We start from the raw sequence: 24,777 nt of genomic DNA, 5'->3' as shown, positions 1-24,777 counted from the left end.
TCGCTATTACTTGGTTATTCTATTTGATGCGCTATTTAGAATGCATTGTTGAGATCTTTGTCTATATTTGATGATGGATAGGGTAACTCGCCCAACGCTCATCATGTCTTTCTTTTTTCCATATGTTGAGCATTACTTTAGATGCAGGGAATAAGTTACTTGGTAAATCTGATAAGGGGAACCAACGCCAACTTTGGAAAATATGAGGCTCAGTAACTGCAATTTGTTCTTTCAACTGATCATTATCTAACTGACAAAATAGTCCTACCGTTGTGTGAATATAGGGAGTATTTTGTTCCACCAGTAGAGTAAATGCTTTGATATCATGGATATTTAAAGCTAATCCTGTTTCTTCGTAAAACTCTCTTGCTGCTGCTTGTTCAAGCGTTTCTCCTGCTTCAATTTTTCCACCAGGGAAGCACTATGTATGTTCTTCACCTGCTTTAATACGTAGCCCTAGTAATACATTTTGGTTTTGGTCTAATAACATGACACCTACACCAACAATTGTTGCTACACTTAAAGTCTCGGACATGTGCTATTTACTCCTATAACTACAAAGACCATTGTTTTTGTCTCTTATATTATAATAGTGCTGCCAAAATTTTATTATTTCTAAAGGCAAGAATATCTAAGAACATTTTAGTCGTGGTGACTTCAATATTCTCTTGTTGTTTTGCATATTATCTTTTTATCGTCTAATTGTTTATAAGATGAATTATTATAAATAGGGGGTGAGGTGGAACTTAGTTTATATTTTGCATTTATTTTATATGCCTTCGTAACTTCAATCACGCCAGGGCCAAATAACTTACTTGTACTTAGTTCAGGGGTAAATTTTGGTTTGAAGAAAACGATACCTTTAGTGATTGGTATTTGTTTTGGCTTTAGTATTATGTTTATAGTGGTTGCTTTAGGAGTAAACCAAGTCTTTATACGCTTTCCTATTGTGATTCCAGTCCTTAAAGTCTGTGGTAGTTTATATATTTTATATTTGGCATATTTAATAGCCCAAGCTGGCAGCATAAAAAATGATAATAAAATAATGCTTAAATCACTTGGTTTTTGGAAAGGAGCAATTTACCAATGGATTAATCCTAAGGCTTGGATTGTACTCATGGGGGCAGTAACAAGCTACACTTACAATATGACCGAGATAATCGAAATTATCTCAATTGCAGCACTTTATATGATTGTGGGTTTTCCATGTGTACTGCTGTGGGCTGTACTTGGAGATAAATTAGCTCAATTTTTGATAATAGGTAACCGTATGCAGATTTTTAATCGTAGTATGGGGCTATTATTGGCTCTATCTTTGATTCCGATCTTAATGATGTGATTTGATTATATTGAGCTGTAATTAGATGTTTAAGCTAAAGTTTTGCAGCAGATTTACATAAATCTTCAATCATGTAGCCTTCTAGGCTATCACTTTTGCTTGAGCTCATTTTAAAGTTTGGTTGATCATTTTCCATCAATATACGGCCATCTGGTTTATGAATGACTTGTACACTTTGAAAGGCTAGGGTTTTGGCTTTACAGTCAATCAGTAAATTGGCTCTACTGTTTACCTGATTGAGCATGCTTTTGGGAATATCATTACTTTCGATAAAACCAATTAAATCTGCGCTTACATTAAATTTTGTCTTTTGCTTATTCAGTGGTTGGATGGTACGTAAATCGACTAGGAAGCCTTTACCATTTCTTTCATAATGACCATAATTTGCCTGAGCTAGTGGTGAGATAAATAGACAAACACCTAAAAGAAATAGTGTCCCTTTTTTGAGTTGATTCATTAGCCCCATCCTCTAATTTCCATATTGTCATTAATAACATTTTGCTCAAAGATATATTATTGTATTGAGAAATAATAGTATTTAGATATTTATAATAGAATATCTGATATTAAATCATAACTTGTGGTAGGGATTACTTATCTATAAACAGAAAATCCCTGCAGAAGAGCAGGGATAGGTTTTACAAGAATCACTTTTATATGACGATTAATTTGCTGATTTATGATGGTTAATAAAAGCCAAAGCAATTGCACCAATAATACCTGCTGAGGCAATAACTAAGAAGTTTTGTTGTAGCGGTAAGTTTAACATGACAATATAGCCAATAATGAGTGGGGCACAGATTGCACCTAAACGACCAACACTTGAAGCAGCACCAATACCCGTAGAGCGAATGTCACCAGGGTAGAATTGGCCTGTATAAGCATAGGCGATTAACTGCGCACCTGTGGTACAAGCACCAACACAAGCAATCAGAATATAAAGCAGCTCTGTAGAGAGTTTAAAAGTCATGCCAAAGAGGAATACACTACCTAAGGCATACATAATGACCAATACCCATTTGATATTAAACTTATCTGCTAGCCATCCCCCCAAGTTTGCACCTATAACAGCACCTACGTTAAGCGCAATAACAAAACTTAATGCTGAACCCAGACTATAGCCAGACATAGACATCAGTTTAGTGAGCCATGTACTAAGTGCATACATCATAAATAGGCCAGTAAAATAGGCTACCCAAAACATTAAGGTACTAAAGCCACGACCATCTTGAAATAAGCGAGCAACAGGCGCTGCTGTGGAAGTTGATGTCTCTACTTTGGCAATTTTGGCTTCTGGATGCATATTAAAGTCAGGATTAATATGCTTTAGCGTGTTTTTAATTTCATGCTCACTGTCTTTTTTCATTAAAAAACTAATAGATTCAGGCATGAACTTTAATAAAAATGGAATAGTGATTAATGGTGCTGCTGCAACAAAGAATACAATTTGCCAACCAAACTGAGCAATAAATTGCTTACCAATTAAAGCTGCTACAATTCCGCCAACTGCATAGCCAGAGAACATGAGTGTTGTTAAAAAACTACGTAATTTTTTTGGTGAAAACTCAGTCATTTGCGCAATAATATTGGGTAATACACCACCAATTCCAAGACCGGCAATAAAACGTAGAATACTAAAAGTTACAGGATCATGGGTAAATCCAGCCAGTGCAGTAAATAAACTAAAAATGAATACGCAGATGACAATGGTTTTAACTCGACCTATTTTTTCAGATAATATTCCACCACTGATTGCACCAAACATCATACCGAACATTGCAGAACTGGCCATGAATCCTGCGGTTGCCGCAGTTACACCCATATCAGACATAATTGAGGGTAATGCAGCACCAGCAATTGCAATGTCATAACCATCTATGACGATAATAAGAAAACACCAAAATAAAACCTTATAGTGAAATAGGCTTAGTGGCGCACTATCAATATTTTGTTGTACATCTATGTACTGCATAAAAATAGTCCTTTAAACATGTCATGTTATTTACATAAGCTTGTTTGAAATTATTTTGCCTCTTTATTCCTTAAAGGGGCTGTTTATCTTGTGTTTTGATCAAAATAACACCTCATAAAACTAGATTGGATTTATTTTATAGTCAATATGTTGATATAAATAAAAAATTTATTTTTTATAATTGATTGAAAAATAACAATATATATTTATTTAATATAGTTGTTGGTTGATATGTTTCTCTTTTTAATTTCCTCGCGTTATTTTCACTGATAGTGAAGTTTTTATAAACCAAGTTGTGTTTTGGATATATGATAATATATCAATATATTTACATAAAATTTAAAATGACTTTTATTGATTTGTTGTTAAGTGCTGATGAGGTCTGGCTTTGAGGTGATTTTTATTATTTAAATTCGCTGCAATTGTGCTGTAATCAGTTATGCTGCTAAAAATTAAATGTGAAGAGTATGAATAAAAATGACATCTAAAGCGATCCCAGAGGTCGATCAGTCTTTATACGCTGTACATAATCGTTTGTTTTTTAGATTGTTTCAGGCAGGGATTATTCTTGATCGTCAAAGTAGCAAAGAAATGGGAGTTTCTACAGCGCATTGGTCTGTATTGGGAGCTTTATCACGTGAAGTTGTTGAACAAGGGATGTCATTTTCTGATTTAACGCATTACTTAGGTTTTAGCAGACAGAACCTAGATGGAATATTGAAACGTTTGGAACGTGATCAATATGTGAAGCGTACTTCTGATGAGCAGGATCGTCGAATTAAAATTGTACAATTGACAGAAAAGGGGTGGGAATACTGGTTTGATTTGCAAGAGAAGACGTATGAGTTTTATCGTCAAGCACTCGCTGGGTTATCTCTCGATGATAAAATTGCCTTTCTACATTTGATGAATAAAATTAATCAAAATATGCAAACTGTCGAATTAAAGCCGCATTCACAGGATAATTAGACCTAAAGACCATTCAGTTAGATTGATTTGAAAAATATTAAATTACTTAAGTAATTAAGTAGCTTGACTTAGAAAAGCAGCTACTTCATGTTGATATGAGTATAAATACGCCATAACAAGCGATATTAAAGTTAAAACAAGCCCATGTTTTAAAATAGTAAAGCGTATTACTGAATAACAACAAGGAGTAAGTAAATGGAGTTTGATGCTGTATTACTGCCACCACGTCGTGAGAAGATGTTAGAAAAAGGCTATTGGCTGAATAAAACGATTTTGCAATTTTTGGATGAGGCTGTTCGCTGTAATCCAGATAAACAAGCCTTGGTCAGTTATAAAGCTGAAACAGATACGGAAGAAAGTTTTAGTTACCGCGATATTTTTACCCTTTCAAATAAAATAGCACTGGGTTTAAAACAATTGGGAATAAAAAAGAATGATGTTGTTTCGTGTCAGTTACCCAATTGGTGGGAATTTAGTTTACTTTACATTGCCTGTCGTCGTATTGGTGCAGTATTTAACCCTTTGATGCCGATTTTTCGTGAGCGTGAACTTAGTTTTATGTTGCAACATTGTGAGTCTAAGGTGTTGATTGTTGCAAAACAATTTAAGAAATTTGATCATGAGCAACTGGCTTCCAAACTGCAAGCTGGATTAGAGCATCTAGAACATGTAGTCGTTATTGGTGGGCAAGGTTCTAATAGTTTTTCTGCTTTATTATTAGATCATGGCTTAGAACAAGACCCACAGCATTTACAGACTTTGCATCAGCAGGTTATTGGACCAGATGATGTCGCTCAAATTATTTTTACATCAGGTACGACTGGAGAACCCAAAGGGGTTATGCATACAGCAAATACCTTATTTGCTAATTTAGTTCCTTATGCTCAACGTTTACATTTGGATCAACATGTAGTTGAGTTAATGTCTACACCACTTGCGCATCAAACCGGCTTTTTGTATGGCGTTGTGATGCCAATTTATTTAAATGCGAAAGTTGTATTACAAGATATTTGGGATGCAGACAAAGCCTTAGCGCTTATTGAAAAACATCAAGTGACTTATACAAAAGCTTCTACACCATTTTTAAATGATTTGGCCGAAGCAGCACTATTAAAACCACCCACTGCTGTTCAATCATTACAAACATTTGTATGTGTAGGAGCACCTATTCCTCCTGCCTTAGTGAAAAAAGCACGTTTAAATTTGCAGGCAACCATTATTTCTGCTTGGGGGATGTCTGAAACAGGTGGTGTTGCCACGACTTTACCTGAAGATCATGAAGAACGTGCTTTTAATACAGATGGTGTTGCATTGCCTGGTGTTGAAATAAAAATTGTTGATGATAATGGACAAATTAAAGCAATTAATCAGGCTGGCCGGTTAATTGTCCGAGCTTGTTCTAATTTTGGTGGATATTTAAAACGACCACATTTAAACGATACTGATCATGAAGATTGGTTTGACAGTGGTGACATCGCTTTTCAAGATGAACATGGATACATTCGAATTTGTGGGCGCAATAAAGATGTAATTATACGAGGTGGAGAAAATATTCCAGTAATGGAAATTGAATCCTTATTATATCAACACCCCAATATTGCTTTAGTAGCACTGGTGGCTTATCCAGATGAGCGTCTAGGTGAACGTGCTTGCGCGGTAGTGAAATTAAAACAAACAGAGCAAAGCTTAAATTTAGAACAAGTCACAGACTTTTTAAAACAACATCAGCTTGCCATGCAGTATTTACCAGAACGATTGGAGATCATGAATGAGTTTCCAATGACGGCATCAGGTAAAATTCAGAAATTTAAATTAAGAGAACTTTTCGCTTAGTATTAAAGTGTATGTACAAATGAAGTCCTCTTTAGCTAAAGAGGACTTTTTTGTTTAGGGTTAAACTGTAGGATGAATATCAGACTGGGCTGCTGCATTGGCTTTATTTTTACGTGTAGCAATTACACTAAATACAACCACCATAAGGCTGACACCTAAGGACATGAGTGTTTCATAGCGATAGTCAGGTGAGAAGAACATATATCCTAAAACCGCAAGAATTGTCACAATGACTAACCATGTAATCCACGGGAAGAACCACATTTTATAAGGGATTTCTATATTTTGTGCTTCGCAGCGTTTACGTAATCGTAATTGTGAGATTGCAATCACTAAGTAGACCAGCAAAGCAATAGCACCAGTAGTAGAGAGTAAGAATGTCAAGACTTGCCCAGGGAAAAAGTAGTTGGCTGCACAGCCTAATATACCTACTGCACAAGATAATAATACTGCGACGCGAGGAACATTATTCGGTGTTAGTTTAGTAACAAATGCTGGGGCATTTTTACGTGCACCTAATGAAAACAGCATTCTAGATGCAGTATAAAGTGCGGCATTCATACAGCTTGCAACAGCCACAAAAACTACACTGTCCATAATGAGTTTAGTGCCAGGTACATTTAATGTCATGAGTACATATTGGAATGTACCGTATTCTTTAAAACCAGCAGAACGCCAATCTACTAGCGCAACGGCAAGAAAAATTGAAACGACAAAGAATAAAATAATACGATAGATTACAAGATTGGTTGCACGGCGGATTTTTTCTGCTGGGTTTGCTGATTCTGCAGCTGCAATTGATAAAATTTCTACACCAAAAAAAGAAAATGCAGTAATTAAAATTCCACCCATGATGCCGCCAAATCCATAAGGCATAAAGCCGCCATTTTGATACAGATTTGCAATACCACTGACGTCTGCAAGTGGCCAAAAACCAAATACTGCTGAACCACAAATGATAATAAACAGTAAAATGGCAATGACTTTAATGGTTGAAAACCAAAACTCGAAAACACCAAAGTTTTTGACTTCAAATAGGTTGGCGAAACTTAAAAGGATGACAAATAGTAATGCATAACTCCACGTTGGTAATGCGGGGAACCAAGCATGTAAAATTTCAGCACCTGCAATTGCTTCAACAGGGATAACCAATACCCAAAACCACCAATATAACCATCCGATTGTACAACCTGCCCAGTCGCCAATGGCCTTACTGGCATAGGTAGAAAAAGACCCCGTATCTGGTTGCATGACAGCCATTTCGCCAAGCATACGCATGACGAAAAAAACCACAATACTGGTAATAAGATAGGACAGGATAACTGCAGGGCCAGCTTTTGCAATAGCTGCTGAGGAACCAATAAAGAGTCCTGCGCCAATTACACCGCCAATGCTGATCATCACGATTTGCTTGTTTGTTAATCCTTCAACAAGCTTAGGTTGAAAATTATTAGGTTGAGCCATTTTGATTCCTTAAAATGATTTCTTATAGTTAAATTGGGTATTCCTAACTACGCTCTCCTGAGTTTATCGATCTGCAAAATATCAAGTTCCAAGTTATGCAGCAAAAAATATTGAGCGCTTAACAAGCAATGAGGGGCATCCATCATGTTTGCCCCTCAATAGATTAATTCAGTGTTGGCATTGCAAACTGAGTTTTTTCTCGTACATCTGCAGCAGGCCAACGTTGGGTAATTGTTTTACGGCGTGTATAAAAACGCGCACCATCTGGACCGTAGGCACTTAGATCACCAAAGAGAGAACGTTTCCAGCCACCAAAACTATGATAAGAGACAGGTACAGGCAATGGAATGTTAATTCCAACCATGCCTACTTGTATATGTGTACTAAAGTAGCGTGCTGCCTCACCATCACGGGTATAAATACAAGTTCCGTTACCATATTCATGGTCATTAATCAGTTGCATTGCCGCTTGCATACTATCTACACGAATAACTTGTAATACTGGGCCAAAGATTTCTTGTTGGTAGCTAATCATATCTGCCCGTACAGCATCAATTAAAGTTGGCCCAACAAAGAAACCTTGTTCATAGCCTTGTACTTTAGCTTGACGACCATCAACAACAATTTTGGCACCTTGTTGTTCAGCACTGTCAATATAACCTTCAACTTTGCTTTGGTGAGCTGCAGTAATTAATGGACCAAAATCATTAGATTGATCTGAATAAGCACCAAATTTGAGTTTTTGCATTTCCATGCTGATTTTTTCAATCATCTGGTCTGCAATTTCATCACCAATCGCCACTGCAACAGAAAGTGCCATACAGCGTTCACCTGATGAGCCAAAAGCAGCACCAAGGAGTGAATTTACGACGTTATCTAGGTCTGCATCTGGCATCACGATGGCGTGGTTTTTGGCACCACCGAGTGCCTGACAACGTTTACCATTTGCAGTTGCTGTTGTATAAATATATTCAGCAATTGGAGTAGAACCCACGAAGCTCACTGCCTGAATACGTGGATCGTGTAGTAAAGTGTCAACAGCCTCTTTATCACCATTGACTAATGCAAAGACACCATCGGGTAAACCAGCTTGTTTGAGTAACTCAGCAATAAATAAAGTGGATGAAGGATCACGTTCTGATGGTTTTAAAATAAAGCAGTTGCCACAGACCAATGCCATAGGGAACATCCATAACGGCACCATAACAGGGAAATTAAAAGGAGTGATGCCTGCAACCACACCTAGAGGTTGGAACTCACTCCAAGAGTCGATATCCGGTCCGACATTTTTGCTGAATTCACCTTTTAAAAATTCAGTTGCGGCACAGGCATATTCAACATTTTCAATGCCTCGTTGTAATTCACCCATCGCATCATGTGAAATTTTGCCATGTTCCTGACCAATGAGCTGGCAAATTTTTTCACTATTTTCTTCTAGGAGTTGTTTAAACCGAAACATAATTCGGACACGCTTAATCAAAGGAGTATCTCGCCAAGCAGGGAAGGCTGCACTAGCAACTGCAATGGCATGTTCAACCGTTGCAGCACTTGCGAGAGCCACTTGTTTGGTGCTTTCACCTGTTGAGGGATTATAAACAGCTTGTGTCCGTGTCGACTGAGTGTCGATTTGCCCATTAATGAAATGACCAATAATATCCATGAATCTTCCTTAATATCGTTGTAATGCTATTTGGTTTAAATATTGAGTTGTTTTATGCGTGATTCTTACTTCTTACTAGTCCGTATTAATCAATTTTTTGCAAATGAGAAGCCACAGCGTCAAATACACGATCTAAATCAGATTGCTTACTATTGAACATTGGGCCAAACTGCAGTGTATCTCCACCAAAACGTACATAGAATCCATCTTTCCAGAGACGCATACCCAGTTCAAAAGGACGAATAGATGGATCACCATCACGCGCTTGAATTTGTACTGCACCAATCAGACCACAATTACGAATATCGACAACATGAGGGCTTGATTTGAGTTGGTGCAAGCTATTCTCAAAACCTGAACTTAGTTCAGCAGCTTGTTCAATCATGGATTGATTTTCAATCACATCTAATGTGGCAAGTGCTGCAGCACAGGCAACAGGATGTGCTGAGTAGGTATAACCATGTGTAAATTCAACTGCATGTGCAGGAAGATTTTGCTGCATGAAGGTGTCATAGATTGTACTGTTTACTACAACGCCACCCATTGGAATGACACCATTGGTTATTTGTTTGGCAAAACATAAGATATCAGGGGTTACGCCAAAATACTCTGCACCAGATTTCGTACCTAAACGACCAAAGCCAGTAATGACTTCATCGAAAATCAAGAGAATATTGTGTTGATCGCATATTTCACGTAGGCGATTGAGATATCCTTTTGGTGGGACAATTGCACCAGCTGAGCCAGATACAGGTTCTACAATTAATGCTGCAATATTTGAAGCATCATGTAATTCAATCAGTTTTAACATTTCATCTGCTAAAGCAATACCGCCATCTTCTGCCATACCGCGAGTAAAAGCTTTGTCTGCTTGTAGGGTATGTGGAATATGATCAGCATCTAATAATTGCCCAAACATTTTACGGTTACCACCAATACCACCAACACTACTGCCACCAATATTGACGCCGTGGTAACCGCGTGCACGACCAATGATTTTGGTTTTACTCGCTGCACCTTGAATGCGCCAATACGCTTTGGCCATTTTGATTGCAGTATCTGCTGATTCAGAACCAGAATCAGTGAAAAATACGTGATTGAGTTGACCAGGTAACCACTGTGTAATACGTTCTGCAAGTTCAAATGACAAGCGATGCCCAAATTGGAAAGCTGGAGAATAGTCAAGCGTCGCCAATTGTTGACTGACTGCTTGAGTAATTTCAGGTACACAGTGCCCAATGCCACAAGTCCATAAACCAGAAAGGGAATCATAGACTTCACGGCCATGTTGATCTTTTAAATAGGCGCCATTGGCTGAAACTATGATACGAGGATCTTGATGAAAGTTACGGTTCGCAGAGAAAGGCATCCAGTGTGAACGAAAGTTTAAGGTATTAATGTCCGTATTAGTTGACATGTTAGCACTCCATTGTGTGATCTTTTCATTGATAGTACTGATATTTTTGTGTTAGATATATTCAAACTAATACATCTTTAGATTTGAAAATTAATACCTATATCAATATGAGCAAATTTAACCAAGTATCTGATTTTGATATAAAACTTCTTAGGATATTTAAGACTGTATGCGAGAGTGGCAATTTTACTTCAGCAGAAAGCATCTTAGGGATTAGTCGATCAGCCATCAGTTTACATATGAGTGATTTAGAAGGTCGTTTAGGCATGCGCCTATGTCAACGTGGGCGGGCGGGTTTTGCAATTACGCCAGAAGGCAAGGAAATTTTAAAAAACGTTGAGGTGTTATTTGCAGCAATTGAAGATTTTCGAATACAGGCAAACCAGATTCAGAAACAATTAAAGGGTGAGTTTAATATTGGTCTTATTAATAATTTAGTGACCATGCAGAGTTCTTATATTACTCAGAGCTTGGCTGAATTAACCGCCGAGAGTAGAGATATTCGTATCAATATTAGTATGAGCACCGTATCCGACATTGAATGTAAAATTATGGATGGTCGTTTACATGTAGGTGCAGTGCCTTTAATGACACCTTTATCTGGTTTGGATTATTTTGATTTATATGAAGAAAATAATTATTTGTATTGTGGACATAACCATCCTTTGTTTAAACAAACACAATCGATACAAGCAACTGAGTTGTTAAAATACCATACAGTTATGCCTAGTTACAGCATTCCACAAGCAGCTCAACAACTACACCAAAAAATGCGAAGTACAGCAAATGCAAGTGATCGTGAAGGCATAGCATTTCTCATTCTAACTGGCCAGTTTATGGGTTTTTTACCTGACCATTTTGCTAAAAAATGGTTGCTAGAAGGAAGTATGAAAGCAGTATTACCTGAGCAGTTTCAATATAGTACACGCATATGTATGGTGACTAAAAAAGGAGTTAAACCCAATATGATTTTGTCATTATTTTTTGAAAAACTGAAAAAAGTGAAGGCGACTCGGTTATTTTAAAATGGATAAAATATATTATTAGTAAACATTTAATTTAATTTTCATCTGCATTTTAAATAGATGATCTATAGATTATATAATCTGTTGCTATAACGATGTCTGTGACAGATGCATTCATATGAATAATTATATTGATTTTAAAAATTACGATAAATATAGTTTTATTTCATTGAGCTTTTAAAGTGTAAAGTGACTTGCATTGAACACGGAGTGTGAAGGTAAAGTTTATAGATCATACATTGATTGCAGCGGGATTTATATTCAACGTATACATCTTTTAATCACGGACGTTTATTATGAAGAATTTAGGGATTTTGATTTCAACTATGGGGTTAACACTAAGTACATTAAGCTATGCTGATGGCTTGGTATGGGGAGATCGGCAAGCACAATCAGGGCAGTTTTCTGTTTCTGGGGGAGTGCGTACACGTTTTCAAAGTAAAGATTTTGCAGATGCATCGAGTGAGGGCAAAAATAATGACTGGCGGTTGGCTGATTTAAAATTAGTACTCAATTATGAAAATCCGCAGTGGTTGGCACAGTCCGACATACGCTGTTATCAGTATGACCGTTTATGTGATGCAGTATTTTTACATAGTGCTTGGTTAGGCTATAAGATTGATCCTCAACAAACCGTGAGTGCTGGTTTACAGGCTGTAGATTTTGGTTTTGGGCGCTTCTGGGGAAGTAGTTATTATGAAACTTTATTTAATACGCTTGGCTATGAAGATGTACATAATTTAGGGTTGAAATATCAATTCAAAAATGATGATTATCAGTTAACACTAGGGTTTTATCCTACAGATGGTGGTAATTTCAAAGGTACTTCAAAAGATTCAAGTCGTTATACTGGTAACTTTGTTGAGGCTGATGATCTTGAACAGGGCACATATATTGAAGAAAAGAATATGTGGGTCGCTCGAGCTGCAAAGAATTTTGTTTGGGATGTTGAGCATCAAGCCAATACTCAAGTGGGGGCTTCCGTATGGTATTCTCAACTAGATAATAAAAAAACGGACTCTACTGGACATAAAACCAATTGGAATATTTTTAGCACTACCAATTATCAAAATTGGCAAATGATGCTACTTGCTGGGCAACAGAAGATCAATAACAAGGATCAACTGATGCCAAATAGTTCAACATTGGGTGCATTTGATTATTCTTATAATATCGCTAATGATGGTCAATATGCGATGGCAGAATTAAATTACGCTGTTCAGGACGAGTTTAAAGGCATTAAAGGCATCAAGCCTTATATTTCATATAGCCAGTTTTTTAAAGATCAGTCTGGGTATAAAGATTCCAATCGAATCATTACTGGTGTTGCAATGAACTATAAAAAGATTGGGGTACAGCTTGAATATATATTATCACGCAATGATGCAATGATTGGGGGAAGTAGCAAAGCTTTAGCTGAGGGTGATAACAACAAGTGGAATAAATTATTGTATTTAGCTGTCGGTTATTATTTTTAATTTTACATTAATAAGTTGATCTTTAAACGATAAGGGTATTTAAACGCAAAGGTTTAAATGGCCCTATCGTTTTGGGCTACGGACTAAAGGAAAACTTTATCTCGTGACAGATTAATATTTTCCACTTTAGGTAAAATCGGTTTACCTCGAATGAGCATATTTAAAAATTGCAGTTTATTGAGCAGTTCAGTTTGTATAAATAAAATACAGGTTTTAAGTTTAGACGAACTTCTTAAACGTGAAGGGTAGACCGCCCAAATATCTGCATCTTGCCAATAACTGGTGAGAACGTGTTGTAACTGACCATTTTGTAGTTCCTCCATAACATCCCATACTGAACATAACATAATGCCTTGATCATCCATTGCGAGTTGTTTGATGATTTCACCATTATTGGAGATAAACTTCGGGCTGATAGAAACGCACACATCTTCCATTGGGCTACGGAGTTTTAATACGTGGCGTGATTGATCTCGTTCGCGAATTGCGAGGAACTGATGATTCGCTAATTCATCTAAATCATCGGGTTCGCCATTTATTTGTAAATAACGAGGTGAAGCACATAAAATGCGGAAATTTGATAAAAGTCGTTTGGCAATCATATTGGGGGAAATCTCGTTTCCCACAAAAATATCTAAATCTAAGCTATGTTGGATTAGATCTACTGTTTGATCAATCGTATTAAATTGAATATCTAATTCGGGATACATTGTCATGAGCTTGGATAAAATAGGCGCAACATGACAGCGGCCAAACCCAAAACTACTGACAATATCAATTCGTCCTGAAGGTGTATTTTGTGGGTTATTAATTAAATCACTTAATTCATCGAACTCATTAAGAATATTTGAAACTCTCTCCAAAATAAGTTTGCCATCTTCGGTAAGACTGACATGGCGCGTACTGCGGTGAAATAAAGTACAGTTTAAATTGGTTTCTAATATATTAATTCGTTTACTGACATATGCAGGCGATGCCCCAAGCTCATCGGCTGAAGCAACGAAACTCTTCCTTTTAGCAACAACACAAAAGACCTTTAAGTCTGAAAGATTAGGCAGATTATTCACGATTCGTGTCCATTGGGTTAATGATTACCTTGTTGATCTTTAATGCCCGAAAAAGCATCTTAGCTGGACGGAGTAAGCGTAGATGCAAAAGGGAGTTTTTATGACCAAAGTTTGGAAAATCGCAGCGATTGCAGGCGATGGAATCGGTTCAGAGGTTTTACCACAAGGGATTAAGGTAGTAAAGGCTGCAGCGAATAAACAACATATTGATGTGCAGTTTGATTATTTTGATTGGGCCAGTTGTGACTATTATTTACAACATGGTCAAATGATGCCAGATGATTGGTTTGAGATTTTACAAGGTTACGATGCCATTTTCTTTGGGGCGGTGGGTTGGCCTGAAAAAGTGCCAGATCATATTTCACTCTGGGGGTCTTTGTTACAGTTCCGCCGTCGCTTTGACCAATATGTGAATTTAAGACCTGTTCGTTTAATGCCTGGTGTGAAATCACCACTTGCAGATAAGCAGCCTGGTGACATTGATTTTTATGTTGTACGTGAAAACAGTGAGGGCGAATATTCTGCAATCGGTGGTAAGGCTTTTGAGGGGACAGATCGGGAAATAGTATTACAAGAGGCCGTATTTAGCCGTCATGGCGTAGATCGTATTTTAAAATACGCATTTGAAATGGCACAGTCTCGTGATGCAAAAAAACTTACTGCTGCAACTAAATCAAACGGTTTAGCCGTGAGTATGCCGTATTGGGATGAGCGTGTAGATGCAATGTCTACACATTATCCAGAAGTTACTGCTGATAAACAGCATGTTGATATTTTAGCGGCTCGTTTTGTGTTGCAACCAGAGCGTTTTGACATTGTGGTTGCATCAAACTTATTCGGCGATATTTTGTCAGATCTCGGTCCTGCTTGTACTGGCACGATTGGTTTGGCTGCTTCTGCCAACTTAAACCCTGAACGTCATTTCCCTTCTTTGTTTGAGCCTGTACATGGTTCAGCGCCTGATATTGCTGGTAAAAATATTGCCAATCCAATTGCAGCGATTTGGTCTGGGGCGATGATGCTCGAATTTTTAGGTGATGGCGATCGTGCATTTGAACAAGCCAGCCAAGATATTATGCAGGCGATTGAACATGTTTTAGTGCATGGACCAAAGACTGCTGATGTTGGTGGGCAGGCAAAAACGGATGAAGTTGGCGATGCAATAGCATCATTGATAGCGAACAGGGACTGATCAATCCAGATCAAGTTTCATCATATAAGGATTTATGGATATGGATGGTAATCAAACCGTTAAGGTGAAGATGGATAAGGTATTGGCCACAATTAGCTTATCTATTGTTTTCCTATCTGTACTTGCACTGGCAATTTATTCAAAAGAATCGATTGCATTTGCAGAAAAGATTTTATTTTGGAGCACTTCTATTTTTTCAGCTCCTGTATTGTTATTTGGATTTTTTGCTTGTGTCTTTGTTATCGGTTTAGCGTTTAGTAAATTTGGCCATATTAAGTTAGGTGAAGGAAAGCCCGAGTATAGTACAGCATCTTGGATTTTTATGTTCATCTTGGCTGGACTAGGGTCATCTACTTTATATTGGGGGTTTTTGGATTGGGCCTATTATTATCAAACCCCAGGTTTGAATATTCAGCCACAATCAGCCGATGCCTTAAAATATAGTGTGCCTTATACCATGTTCCACTGGACGATTAGTGCATGGTCAATTTATGCCTTAGCATCTATTTCAGTGTGTTATAGCTTTCATGTTCGTAAAAATAAAGGCTTAAGTTTAGCAGCCATTATGGAATCGATTACGGGCTTTAAAGCAACTGGCGTGGTCGGTCGTGCTATTGATTTAATGTTCTTGCTTTGTATGTTTGGTGCATTGACGATTTCTTTAGTATTAACAGCGATTACTTTTACCAATATTTTATCGGCTCTCACGGGTATTCCGAATACCTTTATGACCAATGCCATTATTGTTCTGTTTGTATCTGTACTTTTTGCTTTGAGTTCATATGTTGGAATGGATAAAGGCATGCAGCGTTTAAGTTCTATGGTGTGTTACGCCGTGCTTGCTTTTGCTGTTTATGTATTCTTCTTTGGACCAACACAATTTATTTTAAATAACACCATTACTAGTATTGGCGTAATGTTCAGTAACTTTGTCAGTATGAGTCTATTCACCGACCCATTAGGTGATGGCAAATTTACCCGTGAATGGACGGTATTTTATTGGTTATGGTGGACCTCCTATGCACCTGGTGTTGCATTATTTGTGACCCGTGTTTCTAAAGGGCGCACCATCAAGGAAGTATTGCTTGCAATGGTACTAGGTGGAAGTGCAGGAATGTGGGTCTTCTTTGGCATCTTTGAAAATTACAGCATTTATCAATTTATTCATGGAGCCGTGAATGTTCCTGAAATATTGAGTACCCAAGGTGGTGAGGTGGCAATTTCTCAGTTATTGAGTCTGTTACCTGGGGGCACATTAATGATGTGGATTTTCCTTGGCATCATGGTGATTTTTTTAGCTGCACATATGGATGCAGTGGGCTATGCAGTTTCTGCAACATGTTCTAGAGGGTTAGAAGAGGGCCAAGACCCATCACCGAATATCCGTTTGTTCTGGTGCGTGATGTTAACTTTAGTTCCTTTGGCCATGATCTTTTCTAAAGCACCTTTGGATACGATGAAAGCAGCAACAATTGTGACTGCACTACCATTTATTGTGATTATCCTGATACAAACATTTGGTTTGGTGAGATGGCTGCGTGAAGATTATGCAAAATTGCCAGCCCATATGATTGAGCAAGGTGAAAAGACTGAGACCTTAAAGTTCATTCAACAAAATAATGAACCACTGCTTCCGAATGTATTGAAAACGAAGTTGAATACTGAGAATAAAAGGACATCCATATGATGGGTATTGATCAGATTTTAACTGAAGAAATGCAATTGTTTGATTATTGGAGCGGTGTTTATAGTCCTGCTGATCAACATATAGATTCTTTACGTGCAGCTTATGATGCTTTTCAACAACATTACACTCTACCACGGACAGAGGAAATGCAAGTTGAGGATTTTAATCTCGCGCTGAGTAGTCACTGTATTAACATGCGAGTATTTCAACATGTGGCATGTCAGGAACAAAGCCAACAAGCATGGATTTTTTATATCCATGGTGGTGGAAATGTTGTTGGTAGTGCTGATTCACATGAATATATTGCTCGGCAATTGGCACGTGATTTAAAAGTAAAAGTTTTTCTACCTGAGTATGGTTTGGTGCCTGAGTTTGATTGGCAGCAAGGCTTACAAGACTGTATTGAAGTTTATCAGCAACTACAGCAACAGGCGGAGCAGTGGAATATTCAACCTGAACAAGTCGTTATTGCTGCTGATGGTTCTGCTGTAGCAACTACGTTACAAATGCAGCAAATGCTGATGGCCGACCAACAACCTCAAGCATTAGCCTTGTTATTTCCATCTTTTATGCCGCAAAACTTACAGGCGAATGTTCAGCCAAGTTTGATTTATCAACTTGAAAATCAGCAGCTTATGCAAGAGTGGACAGGCATTTGTGCTGAACATGCAAAACGAGATGTGCCTAAAATTGACCAAGCCGTACCTAATAGCTTTGTGGCATTAACTGAATATGACCTCTGTGCTCAGGCAAATGCTGCGTTGCTTACCCAATTGAGATCGCAAACACAGCATTTAGAAGTTGAAACCGGACAAGGTCTGCGTGGCAATTGTTTGCCTTTATTACGAGATTGTGCGGCAACTGCTCAAGTCTATGAGGCATTACTCAAATTTTTACATCCCTATTTGAAAGAACTGAAAATTTAATTTTTTGTGAGGAGAACGTTTTGAATTCACTAAAAAAGATTGCGACTGTAGACGCAATAGAGACATTACCTGAAGATTTTTGTCAGGATGCGGATAACGCATGGACGCTGCCAAAGACGTTTTATACCTCTGAACAGGTTTTTAACAAAGAAAAAGACAGTATCTTTGCAAAGAGTTGGATTTGCGTTGGTCATTACAGTGAAGTCGCTAATCCAAACCAATATTTTACTCGTAAAATTATTGGTGAAAATATCATTGTTATTCGTGGCAAAGATAGTGTGCTTCGTGCATTTTACAATGTGTGCCCACATCGCGGACATGAATTATTAACGGGTGCAGGTAAATCTAAAAATGTCATTACTTGTCCATATCATGCATGGACATTTAAATTAGATGGCTCATTGGCCTTGGCACGTAACTGTGAAAATGTTGCAAACTTCGATAAAGAAGGTTCCAATTTAGTTGCGCTTAAAGTCGAAGAATGCGGTGGTTTTATTTTTATTAATATGGACCCTGACGCCACTTGTGTTGCTGATCAACTACCAGGCTTTGCTGAAAAACTGAATGAAGCATGTAAAGTTGTGAAGGAACTGAAATTGGCAGCGCGCTTTGTTACTGACACCGCAGCGAACTGGAAAATTATTGTAGATAACTATATGGAATGTTATCACTGCGGTCCTGCGCATCCTGGCTTCTCAGATTCAGTACAGGTAGATAAGTACTGGCATACTATTCATGAAAATTGGACGTTGCAATTTGGTTATGCACGTTCTTCTGAAAAATCATTTAAATTAGATCCTTCTGTTAAAGACCCTTCGTTTAGTGGTTTTTGGACTTGGCCAAGTACAATGTTTAATGTGCCACCTGGTGGTGATTTCATGACGGTCATTTATGAGTTTCCAGTCGATGAAGAAACAACCTTACAACACTATGATATTTACTTCTTAAATGAAGAGTTGACTCAAGAACAAAAAGATTTGATTGAGTGGTACAAACATGTCTTCCGTCCTGAAGATTTAAATTTGGTTGAAAGTGTACAGCGTGGTTTGAAATCAAGAGGTTATCGTGGTCAAGGCCGTATTATGACGGATCAGCAACGTTCGGGTATTAGTGAGCATGGCATTGCGTACTTCCAAAGTTTAGTTGCAAAACATCACCAATAATCAAGCTGAATTATTTTAGATATGAGAGATAAGCCCATTCTTATCTTTCTGTCTAAAATGGTCATCGAAGGATATAACCATGCAAGCATTACAAAACAATACGTTATTTCAGCAAACCGCCTTTATTCATGGGCAGTGGCTAGATGCACACGATCAAGATCGGCTGTGGGTGAGCAATCCTGCAACGGGTGAACAGATCGGTTCTATCCCTAATATGGGGCAACAAGAGGCCGTACAAGCGGTCGAAAGTGCTCATCAGGCGTTGGCAGAATGGAAAGCATTAACTGCACAGGCTCGTGCAGATTTACTGCTTACTTGGCATAAGTTAACTCTAGAACATGCAGAAGATCTTGCGCGAATCATGACTATTGAGCAAGGAAAACCTTTGGCAGAGGCATTGGGTGAGGTGAAGTATGCTGCTTCTTTTATTCAATGGTTTGCAGAGGAAGGCAAGCGTGTTTATGGTGATGTCATTCCAACGACAAATGCAGGACAACGTTTTTTAGTGACCAAAGAAGGGATTGGCGTTGTTGCTGCAATTACGCCGTGGAATTTCCCACTTGCAATGATCACACGTAAGGCGGCGCCAGCCTTAGCTGCTGGATGTACAATCGTTATCAAACCTGCAAATGAAACACCATACTGTGCTTTGGCAATTGCAAAACTTGCTGAAAAAGCGGGTATTCCTGCGGGTGTTATTAATGTGATTACAGGTAAATCAGAAGCGATTGGTTCAGTTTTTACTACACATGAAAAAGTAAAAAAACTCACCTTTACTGGTTCAACCCCTGTTGGGCGTTTGTTGATGCAGCAATGTGCTTCTACGGTGAAAAAGCTTGCCTTAGAACTAGGGGGTAATGCGCCACTGATTGTATTTGAAGATGCCGACCTAGATAAAGCAGTACAAGGCGCAATTTTGGCAAAGTATCGCAATGCTGGACAAACTTGTGTGTGTGCTAACCGTATTTATGTACATCAGCGAGTGTATCAAGCTTTTACAGAAAATTTTGTTGCTGCTGTCAAAGCCCTAAAAGTTGGTAATGGCTTAGATGAGGGGACTCAAATTGGCCCACTTATCAATGAAAAAGCGTTGTTAAAAGCACAGAAACTCATTGATGATGCATGCAGTAAAGGTGCAAGCATTGCATGCGGTGGTCAGCGCCATACTTTGGGGCAAAACTTCTATGAACCTACAGTTTTAACTGGTGTTACACAGCAGATGGAGATCGTTGCTGAGGAAATCTTTGGCCCTGTTGCACCTTTAATTGCCTTTGAAACAGATGAAGAAGTCATTGAGCAGGCCAATGCCACCATTTATGGTTTAGCCGCTTATGTTTATACCGAGAATATTTCACGGATTTTCAAAGTTTCAGAACAGTTGGAATATGGCATGGTGGGCATGAACTCTACGGCCATTTCCAATGAAGTGGTGCCATTTGGTGGGGTAAAACAATCAGGTATTGGTCGTGAAGGTTCTAAATATGGTTTAGAAGAGTTTATGACCATGAAGTATCTCTGCTTGGGTGTTTAACACTGGGATATGAGAAAGGTATTTAAGTTATTTGGTCTGTAGATGTAATTCATCTACAGATCTAAAGAAGTGAATGTGTTCGGCATTATGTGGTGCAACACATAAAGATTATGCAAATTAAAAGACTGCTGTGGCAGCACTTTTTAGTCAATATCAGGATTAAACGATGACTGACAGTTATCAAATGTTTCCCTCTGTTGTGACAGCAATAGAGCAACTTACACCTTTAATCAAACGTTTTACTTTTAAGCGTCAAGATGGTGCGAATTTCCCAGCTTTTACTGGTGGCAGTCATGTTATCGTGAAAATGAATGACAAACTGTCAAATGCATATTCATTAATGAGTAGTCCCCAAGATTTATCGACATATCAGGTTTGTGTACGTAAAGATATTGAAGGTAAGGGCGGATCGGTTTTTATGCATGATCAGTGTTTGCAAGATTTTAAACTTGAGATTTCATCGCCTAAAAATCTATTTGCTTTAGCTGAAACAGGGAATAAACATATCTTAATTGCTGGTGGTATTGGTATTACCCCTTTTATTCCACAACTCGATGAGCTCGCAGAACGTGGCGTAGACTATGAATTACACTATGCATTTCGTTCTCCAGAACATGCAGCACTCTTAGACCAGCTCAAGCAAGGTCAACACGCATCACATGTATATAGTTATGTTGATAGTGAGGGGGGGCAGTTAAATCTAGATCAATTGATTGCAAGTCAACCTCAAGCAACACATATTTATGTATGTGGGCCAAAGCCTATGATTGATGCCGTGATTGCAACATGTCATCGGCATCGTTACCGTGATGAATATATTCACTGGGAACAGTTTGCATCGACAGCTCCTGAACATGCCGAGGCCTTTACGGTTATTTTGGCAAAATCAAATCAACGTATTGAAGTTATGGCGGAGCAAACCATTTTACAAGCTATTGAAGCTTTAAATATTGATGTTGAGTGTTTATGTCGTGAGGGTGTGTGTGGCACATGTGAAACTGCAATTTTACAAGGCGAGGCACTGCATTTTGATCAATACTTAGATGATGATGAAAAAGCTTCACAACAAAGTATGATGATCTGTGTATCACGAGCCAAAGGAACAGAAATTACGCTCGATTTATAAAACATCGTATTTGACTAAAACAAAGCCTGTAACTTTAAACAGGCTTTGTGCGATTTATTCGGTAGTTAAAAAGTTTAAAATACGTTGTTCATTACTTTTCACCGTAATTAACGCTGAGGTGGTTTCTTGTAATAGAATTGCTCGATGACAAGTTTTTAAAATAAACTCATAATCGTGACTAATAATAAAAATTGTTGCTGTCTGTGCCTTATTTTTTAGTATGCGCGCTACATTTAACATTCGGGCATAATCTAGACCAGAGGTGGGCTCATCTAAAATTAAAAAAGGGACTTGTTGAACACAGGCAGCAGCAATACAAATCCGCTGCTTTTCTCCTCCTGAGCGCATTTGTGGCAGTTTGGTGCGCATATCCCATAGATCGAGTTGCTGTAATAATTGCTTGGCGAATTGCAATTGTTCGATTTGGGTTTGCCCAGCTAATAATTCTTGTTCAATGGTATCAAAGAATAGCTGTGAGTCAGTATCTTGCATGACATAATAACTATTTGCGAGGCGCTGTTTTATATTCTGTCCAGTGCAAACCTGCCCAGTTTTGATTTTATTTAAACCACAAAGTTGACGTGCCAATGTCGTTTTACCTATACCATTTTTACCCAAAATAGCAATGATTTCACCTTGATAATAAGGCAGTGTAAGCTGATTTAATAAAACTTGTTTGGGATGTTGAATAGTTAAATTTTGGCATAATTCAAGTTTAGCCTTTGTAGTGGTTATTTCTGATTCAGCAGTGAGGGAGTGATATTGTAGAGGCCGTAGTGTGTATTCAGTTGGATCAAAACTCGCTAATTCTTCTGAAGAAATAATTTTGCTAATTTCTCCATGTTGCATAATAACCAAGCGATCAAGAATATCTTTAAGATAAAATAAGCGATGTTCTGAAATAATAATGGTTTTACCCATTTGTTTTAATTGTTTCAGAATTTCGCCAAGTTCATAAGAAGATTTTAAATCCAAATTTGCACTAGGCTCATCCAGCAAAATGATAGGAGTGTCATAGACGAGCGTAGATGCAATTGCAACTTTTTGCTTTTCTCCTGATGAGAGTTTATGTACCTCAGCCGACATTAAATGTTCAATGTTTAAGAGCTGGCAGGCACGACGTACACGATGTATTAATTCTTTTTGTGGTATTCCAAAATTTTCTCCAATTAAAGCAATTTCATCTTCAACAATAGTAGAAAAAAATTGCGATTTTGGGTTTTGAAAAACATTAGCAATCCATTTTCCGAGTTCACCAGCAGCCATCTGATGAATTGATTGGTTTTGCACTAGAACGTCACCACTTAATTCACCTGGGTAATATTTCGGAATAAGACCATTAATAATCTTACTCAGCGTGGTTTTTCCACAACCTGAACGACCTGTTAGTACGACAAGTTCACCTGTATCAACTTTGAGTTGAATATCTTTTAAACCTGTTTCTTGGCCTTGGTAACGGAAGTTAATATTTTTTAGTTCCAACATAGAGCACCCACTAATATTGATAAAAATGCGAAAAGTACAAGTAGGTCTTGAACTTTGAAACTTACTTCGTGGTAACAACTACGTTGACCTTGGTATTCGATTCCTTTTGTTGTAATTGATTCGGCAATATCACTTGCTGTATTCAGTGCCTTATAAATTAAGGGAATACTCAGATATCGAAATGAGCGATAGGGGTGTAAGAAGCCCACTTTAAATTTGCGAATTTTCATACTGTCACGAATATTAGCCATGGACTCGGTAAAGTCTGGGAAATACCGTAAGGCAATTGCGAGTGGAATAATGACCTTAAGTGGAATGCGTAGTTTAATTAAGGCGGCAACTAAATGGCCTGTAGAATAACTTCGCATTAAATCGACAAGTATTAAAATAATAGTAAAGCGATATAAGAAAAAACTTAACATGCCAAAAAATTTAAAAGCGATTGAGGACTCCGAATAAATTAATAACAGATGTAGCGAATAAGTGATGACACCATAAATGAGGTACTTATAGAGCGTTGATCGTTTTTGCAATATTGCAGTAATGATGGTCAATAGCAGAGCAGCAAAATAAAATGCAGTAGGTAAACTTGCTAATCCAATGCCTGCCATAAGCATTAAAATAAAAACACAGCGTGGATCTAGTTTCATCATTTATATCTGATCCAATACACTGGTTTTATTATCTTCAGTGAAGAATTTTTGATATAGAGTTATACCTAATATGCCACCTGCACAAGCAAATAAAGAGGTGTAAATGAGTATCTGAGCAACAAAGCTAAAGTTGGTATATTTGGCAACGTGTGCAATTGCATCAGCTTCAGTAAATATTTCAGGAAACTGACTCATTAAACCAGCTTGACCTAAAATCCACACAAAAAAACCTGGGTGTAAACTATAAATAGCACCATAAACAGTATAGGCAAGCACAATACGTAAGTTAGATTCATAGCCATGACCAGCTAAAATGAATTCTCCAATGAGCGTTGCAGGAATAATCACAAAGCTCATTTGCCAAAGGCCCATTAAGCTAAATAAAATTGAAAATACGACGCCAAATAGAAAAAAACAGCCTGGTTTAGCAATCTTTTTTAAAATGACGATAAAGATAATCCCTGCCAATAATAAAGAAGGCCCAACGTGTGCATAAATACCAATGTCTCCGAGAAGTGGTGTAATAAATGTAGCTACAAGTGAGTTACAAATAAAAGCGAGAGTAGAAAGTACGCCTATAATGGAGAGATCTTTAATATTTAAATTTTTCACAGTGTTTAGCTCAATGTAAATGCAATTGAGAATCTACTGCATTTGATTATTAGTCTCAATGCTATGCATGGCTCAGTTGCTGCATATGTCTGAATCACGGTATCAATGTCTGATTTTCTTATTATTTAAATGAGAATATTAAGCATTGTTTTTACTTAAAACCTAAAATTTGTGTGGT

20 protein-coding genes and 1 pseudogene are annotated in these 24,777 nt (G+C 37.8%); 11 read left to right on the top strand and 10 right to left on the bottom strand.

Annotation, left to right across the window (positions count from 1 at the left end; all coding sequences use genetic code 11):
* Nucleotides 1–61: 61 nt before the first annotated feature.
* Nucleotides 62–409 (bottom strand): annotated as a pseudogene (locus RFH42_RS02225) (NUDIX domain-containing protein); the annotation flags it as partial.
* Between the two features lie 330 nt (nucleotides 410–739).
* On the opposite strand from RFH42_RS02225, the gene RFH42_RS02220 reads away from it, so the two are divergent.
* Nucleotides 740–1,339, top strand: a complete 600-nt coding sequence (locus RFH42_RS02220; protein ID WP_308973911.1) for a LysE family translocator — start codon at nucleotides 740–742, stop codon at nucleotides 1,337–1,339.
* A 34-nt stretch (nucleotides 1,340–1,373) separates the two neighbouring features.
* Here the strand turns inward: RFH42_RS02220 and RFH42_RS02215 are convergent, their stop codons facing one another.
* Together RFH42_RS02215 and RFH42_RS02210 are read right to left on the bottom strand one after the other, a co-directional pair.
* Nucleotides 1,374–1,796, bottom strand: a complete 423-nt coding sequence (locus RFH42_RS02215) for a hypothetical protein (protein WP_308973910.1) — start codon at nucleotides 1,794–1,796, stop codon at nucleotides 1,374–1,376.
* A gap of 207 nt (nucleotides 1,797–2,003) precedes the next feature.
* Nucleotides 2,004–3,311, bottom strand: a complete 1,308-nt coding sequence (locus RFH42_RS02210; RefSeq protein ID WP_308973909.1) for an MFS transporter — start codon at nucleotides 3,309–3,311, stop codon at nucleotides 2,004–2,006.
* Between the two features lie 477 nt (nucleotides 3,312–3,788).
* On the opposite strand from RFH42_RS02210, the gene RFH42_RS02205 reads away from it, so the two are divergent.
* Nucleotides 3,789–4,280, top strand: coding sequence for a MarR family winged helix-turn-helix transcriptional regulator (locus tag RFH42_RS02205; protein WP_308973908.1), 492 nt, complete (start codon nucleotides 3,789–3,791; stop codon nucleotides 4,278–4,280).
* Between the two features lie 195 nt (nucleotides 4,281–4,475).
* Nucleotides 4,476–6,113, top strand: a complete 1,638-nt coding sequence (locus RFH42_RS02200; RefSeq protein WP_308973907.1) for an AMP-binding protein — start codon at nucleotides 4,476–4,478, stop codon at nucleotides 6,111–6,113.
* A gap of 60 nt (nucleotides 6,114–6,173) precedes the next feature.
* Here RFH42_RS02200 and RFH42_RS02195 read toward each other — a convergent pair whose 3' ends face one another.
* The 3 genes from RFH42_RS02195 to RFH42_RS02185 form a co-directional block, all read right to left on the bottom strand.
* Entirely contained in the window at nucleotides 6,174–7,577 is a 1,404-nt protein-coding gene (locus RFH42_RS02195) for an amino acid permease (protein WP_308973905.1), read from the bottom strand.
* Nucleotides 7,578–7,740: 163 nt separating this feature from the next.
* Entirely contained in the window at nucleotides 7,741–9,237 is a 1,497-nt protein-coding gene (locus RFH42_RS02190; protein WP_308973904.1) for a CoA-acylating methylmalonate-semialdehyde dehydrogenase, read from the bottom strand.
* Between the two features lie 85 nt (nucleotides 9,238–9,322).
* Nucleotides 9,323–10,654, bottom strand: a complete 1,332-nt coding sequence (locus RFH42_RS02185; protein WP_308973903.1) for an aspartate aminotransferase family protein — start codon at nucleotides 10,652–10,654, stop codon at nucleotides 9,323–9,325.
* A gap of 101 nt (nucleotides 10,655–10,755) precedes the next feature.
* Between RFH42_RS02185 and RFH42_RS02180 the strand changes: the two genes are divergently transcribed.
* Together RFH42_RS02180 and RFH42_RS02175 are read left to right on the top strand one after the other, a co-directional pair.
* Nucleotides 10,756–11,679 (top strand): LysR family transcriptional regulator, encoded by a 924-nt coding sequence (locus RFH42_RS02180; protein ID WP_374990805.1) that lies wholly within the window; start codon nucleotides 10,756–10,758, stop codon nucleotides 11,677–11,679.
* A gap of 296 nt (nucleotides 11,680–11,975) precedes the next feature.
* A complete protein-coding gene (locus tag RFH42_RS02175) occupies nucleotides 11,976–13,157 on the top strand; it encodes a hypothetical protein (protein WP_308973901.1) in 1,182 nt (393 codons plus the stop codon).
* Between the two features lie 83 nt (nucleotides 13,158–13,240).
* Here RFH42_RS02175 and RFH42_RS02170 read toward each other — a convergent pair whose 3' ends face one another.
* A complete protein-coding gene (locus RFH42_RS02170) occupies nucleotides 13,241–14,224 on the bottom strand; it encodes a LysR substrate-binding domain-containing protein (protein WP_308973900.1) in 984 nt (327 codons plus the stop codon).
* 100 nt (nucleotides 14,225–14,324) lie between these two features.
* Between RFH42_RS02170 and RFH42_RS02165 the strand changes: the two genes are divergently transcribed.
* The 6 genes from RFH42_RS02165 (at nucleotide 14,325) to cntB (ending at nucleotide 21,849) form a co-directional block, all read left to right on the top strand.
* Nucleotides 14,325–15,416 (top strand): tartrate dehydrogenase, encoded by a 1,092-nt coding sequence (locus RFH42_RS02165; RefSeq protein WP_308973899.1) that lies wholly within the window; start codon nucleotides 14,325–14,327, stop codon nucleotides 15,414–15,416.
* Nucleotides 15,417–15,450: 34 nt separating this feature from the next.
* Nucleotides 15,451–17,103: a BCCT family transporter gene (locus RFH42_RS02160; protein WP_308973898.1), complete on the top strand. Its 1,653-nt coding sequence runs from the start codon at nucleotides 15,451–15,453 to the stop codon at nucleotides 17,101–17,103.
* Entirely contained in the window at nucleotides 17,100–18,029 is a 930-nt protein-coding gene (locus RFH42_RS02155; RefSeq protein WP_308973897.1) for an alpha/beta hydrolase, read from the top strand. Before RFH42_RS02160 ends, RFH42_RS02155 begins: the two co-directional genes overlap by 4 nt.
* Before the next feature lie 38 nt (nucleotides 18,030–18,067).
* A complete protein-coding gene (cntA, locus tag RFH42_RS02150; RefSeq protein ID WP_308974261.1) occupies nucleotides 18,068–19,192 on the top strand; it encodes a carnitine monooxygenase subunit alpha in 1,125 nt (374 codons plus the stop codon).
* 79 nt (nucleotides 19,193–19,271) lie between these two features.
* Entirely contained in the window at nucleotides 19,272–20,723 is a 1,452-nt protein-coding gene (locus tag RFH42_RS02145) for an NAD-dependent succinate-semialdehyde dehydrogenase (protein WP_308973896.1), read from the top strand.
* A 166-nt stretch (nucleotides 20,724–20,889) separates the two neighbouring features.
* Complete coding sequence (gene cntB / locus RFH42_RS02140; protein WP_308973895.1) at nucleotides 20,890–21,849, top strand: carnitine monooxygenase, reductase subunit CntB; 960 nt, start codon at nucleotides 20,890–20,892, stop codon at nucleotides 21,847–21,849.
* A 54-nt stretch (nucleotides 21,850–21,903) separates the two neighbouring features.
* On the opposite strand, the gene RFH42_RS02135 is transcribed toward cntB, so the two are convergent.
* Genes RFH42_RS02135 through RFH42_RS02125 form a run of 3 tightly spaced genes read right to left on the bottom strand, consistent with a single transcriptional unit; the run spans nucleotide 21,904 to nucleotide 24,599 of the window.
* Nucleotides 21,904–23,334: an ABC transporter ATP-binding protein gene (locus RFH42_RS02135; RefSeq protein ID WP_308973893.1), complete on the bottom strand. Its 1,431-nt coding sequence runs from the start codon at nucleotides 23,332–23,334 to the stop codon at nucleotides 21,904–21,906.
* Nucleotides 23,322–23,987: an energy-coupling factor transporter transmembrane component T family protein gene (locus RFH42_RS02130; protein WP_308973892.1), complete on the bottom strand. Its 666-nt coding sequence runs from the start codon at nucleotides 23,985–23,987 to the stop codon at nucleotides 23,322–23,324. The genes RFH42_RS02135 and RFH42_RS02130 overlap by 13 nt, the downstream gene beginning before the upstream one ends.
* Entirely contained in the window at nucleotides 23,988–24,599 is a 612-nt protein-coding gene (locus tag RFH42_RS02125) for an MptD family putative ECF transporter S component (RefSeq protein WP_308973890.1), read from the bottom strand.
* Nucleotides 24,600–24,777 lie beyond the last annotated feature (178 nt).

This window comes from Acinetobacter rudis (assembly GCF_031157835.1).
GTDB classification, from domain to species: domain Bacteria; phylum Pseudomonadota; class Gammaproteobacteria; order Pseudomonadales; family Moraxellaceae; genus Acinetobacter; species Acinetobacter rudis_A.
This window is presented reverse-complemented; position numbering and strand designations above follow the sequence as displayed.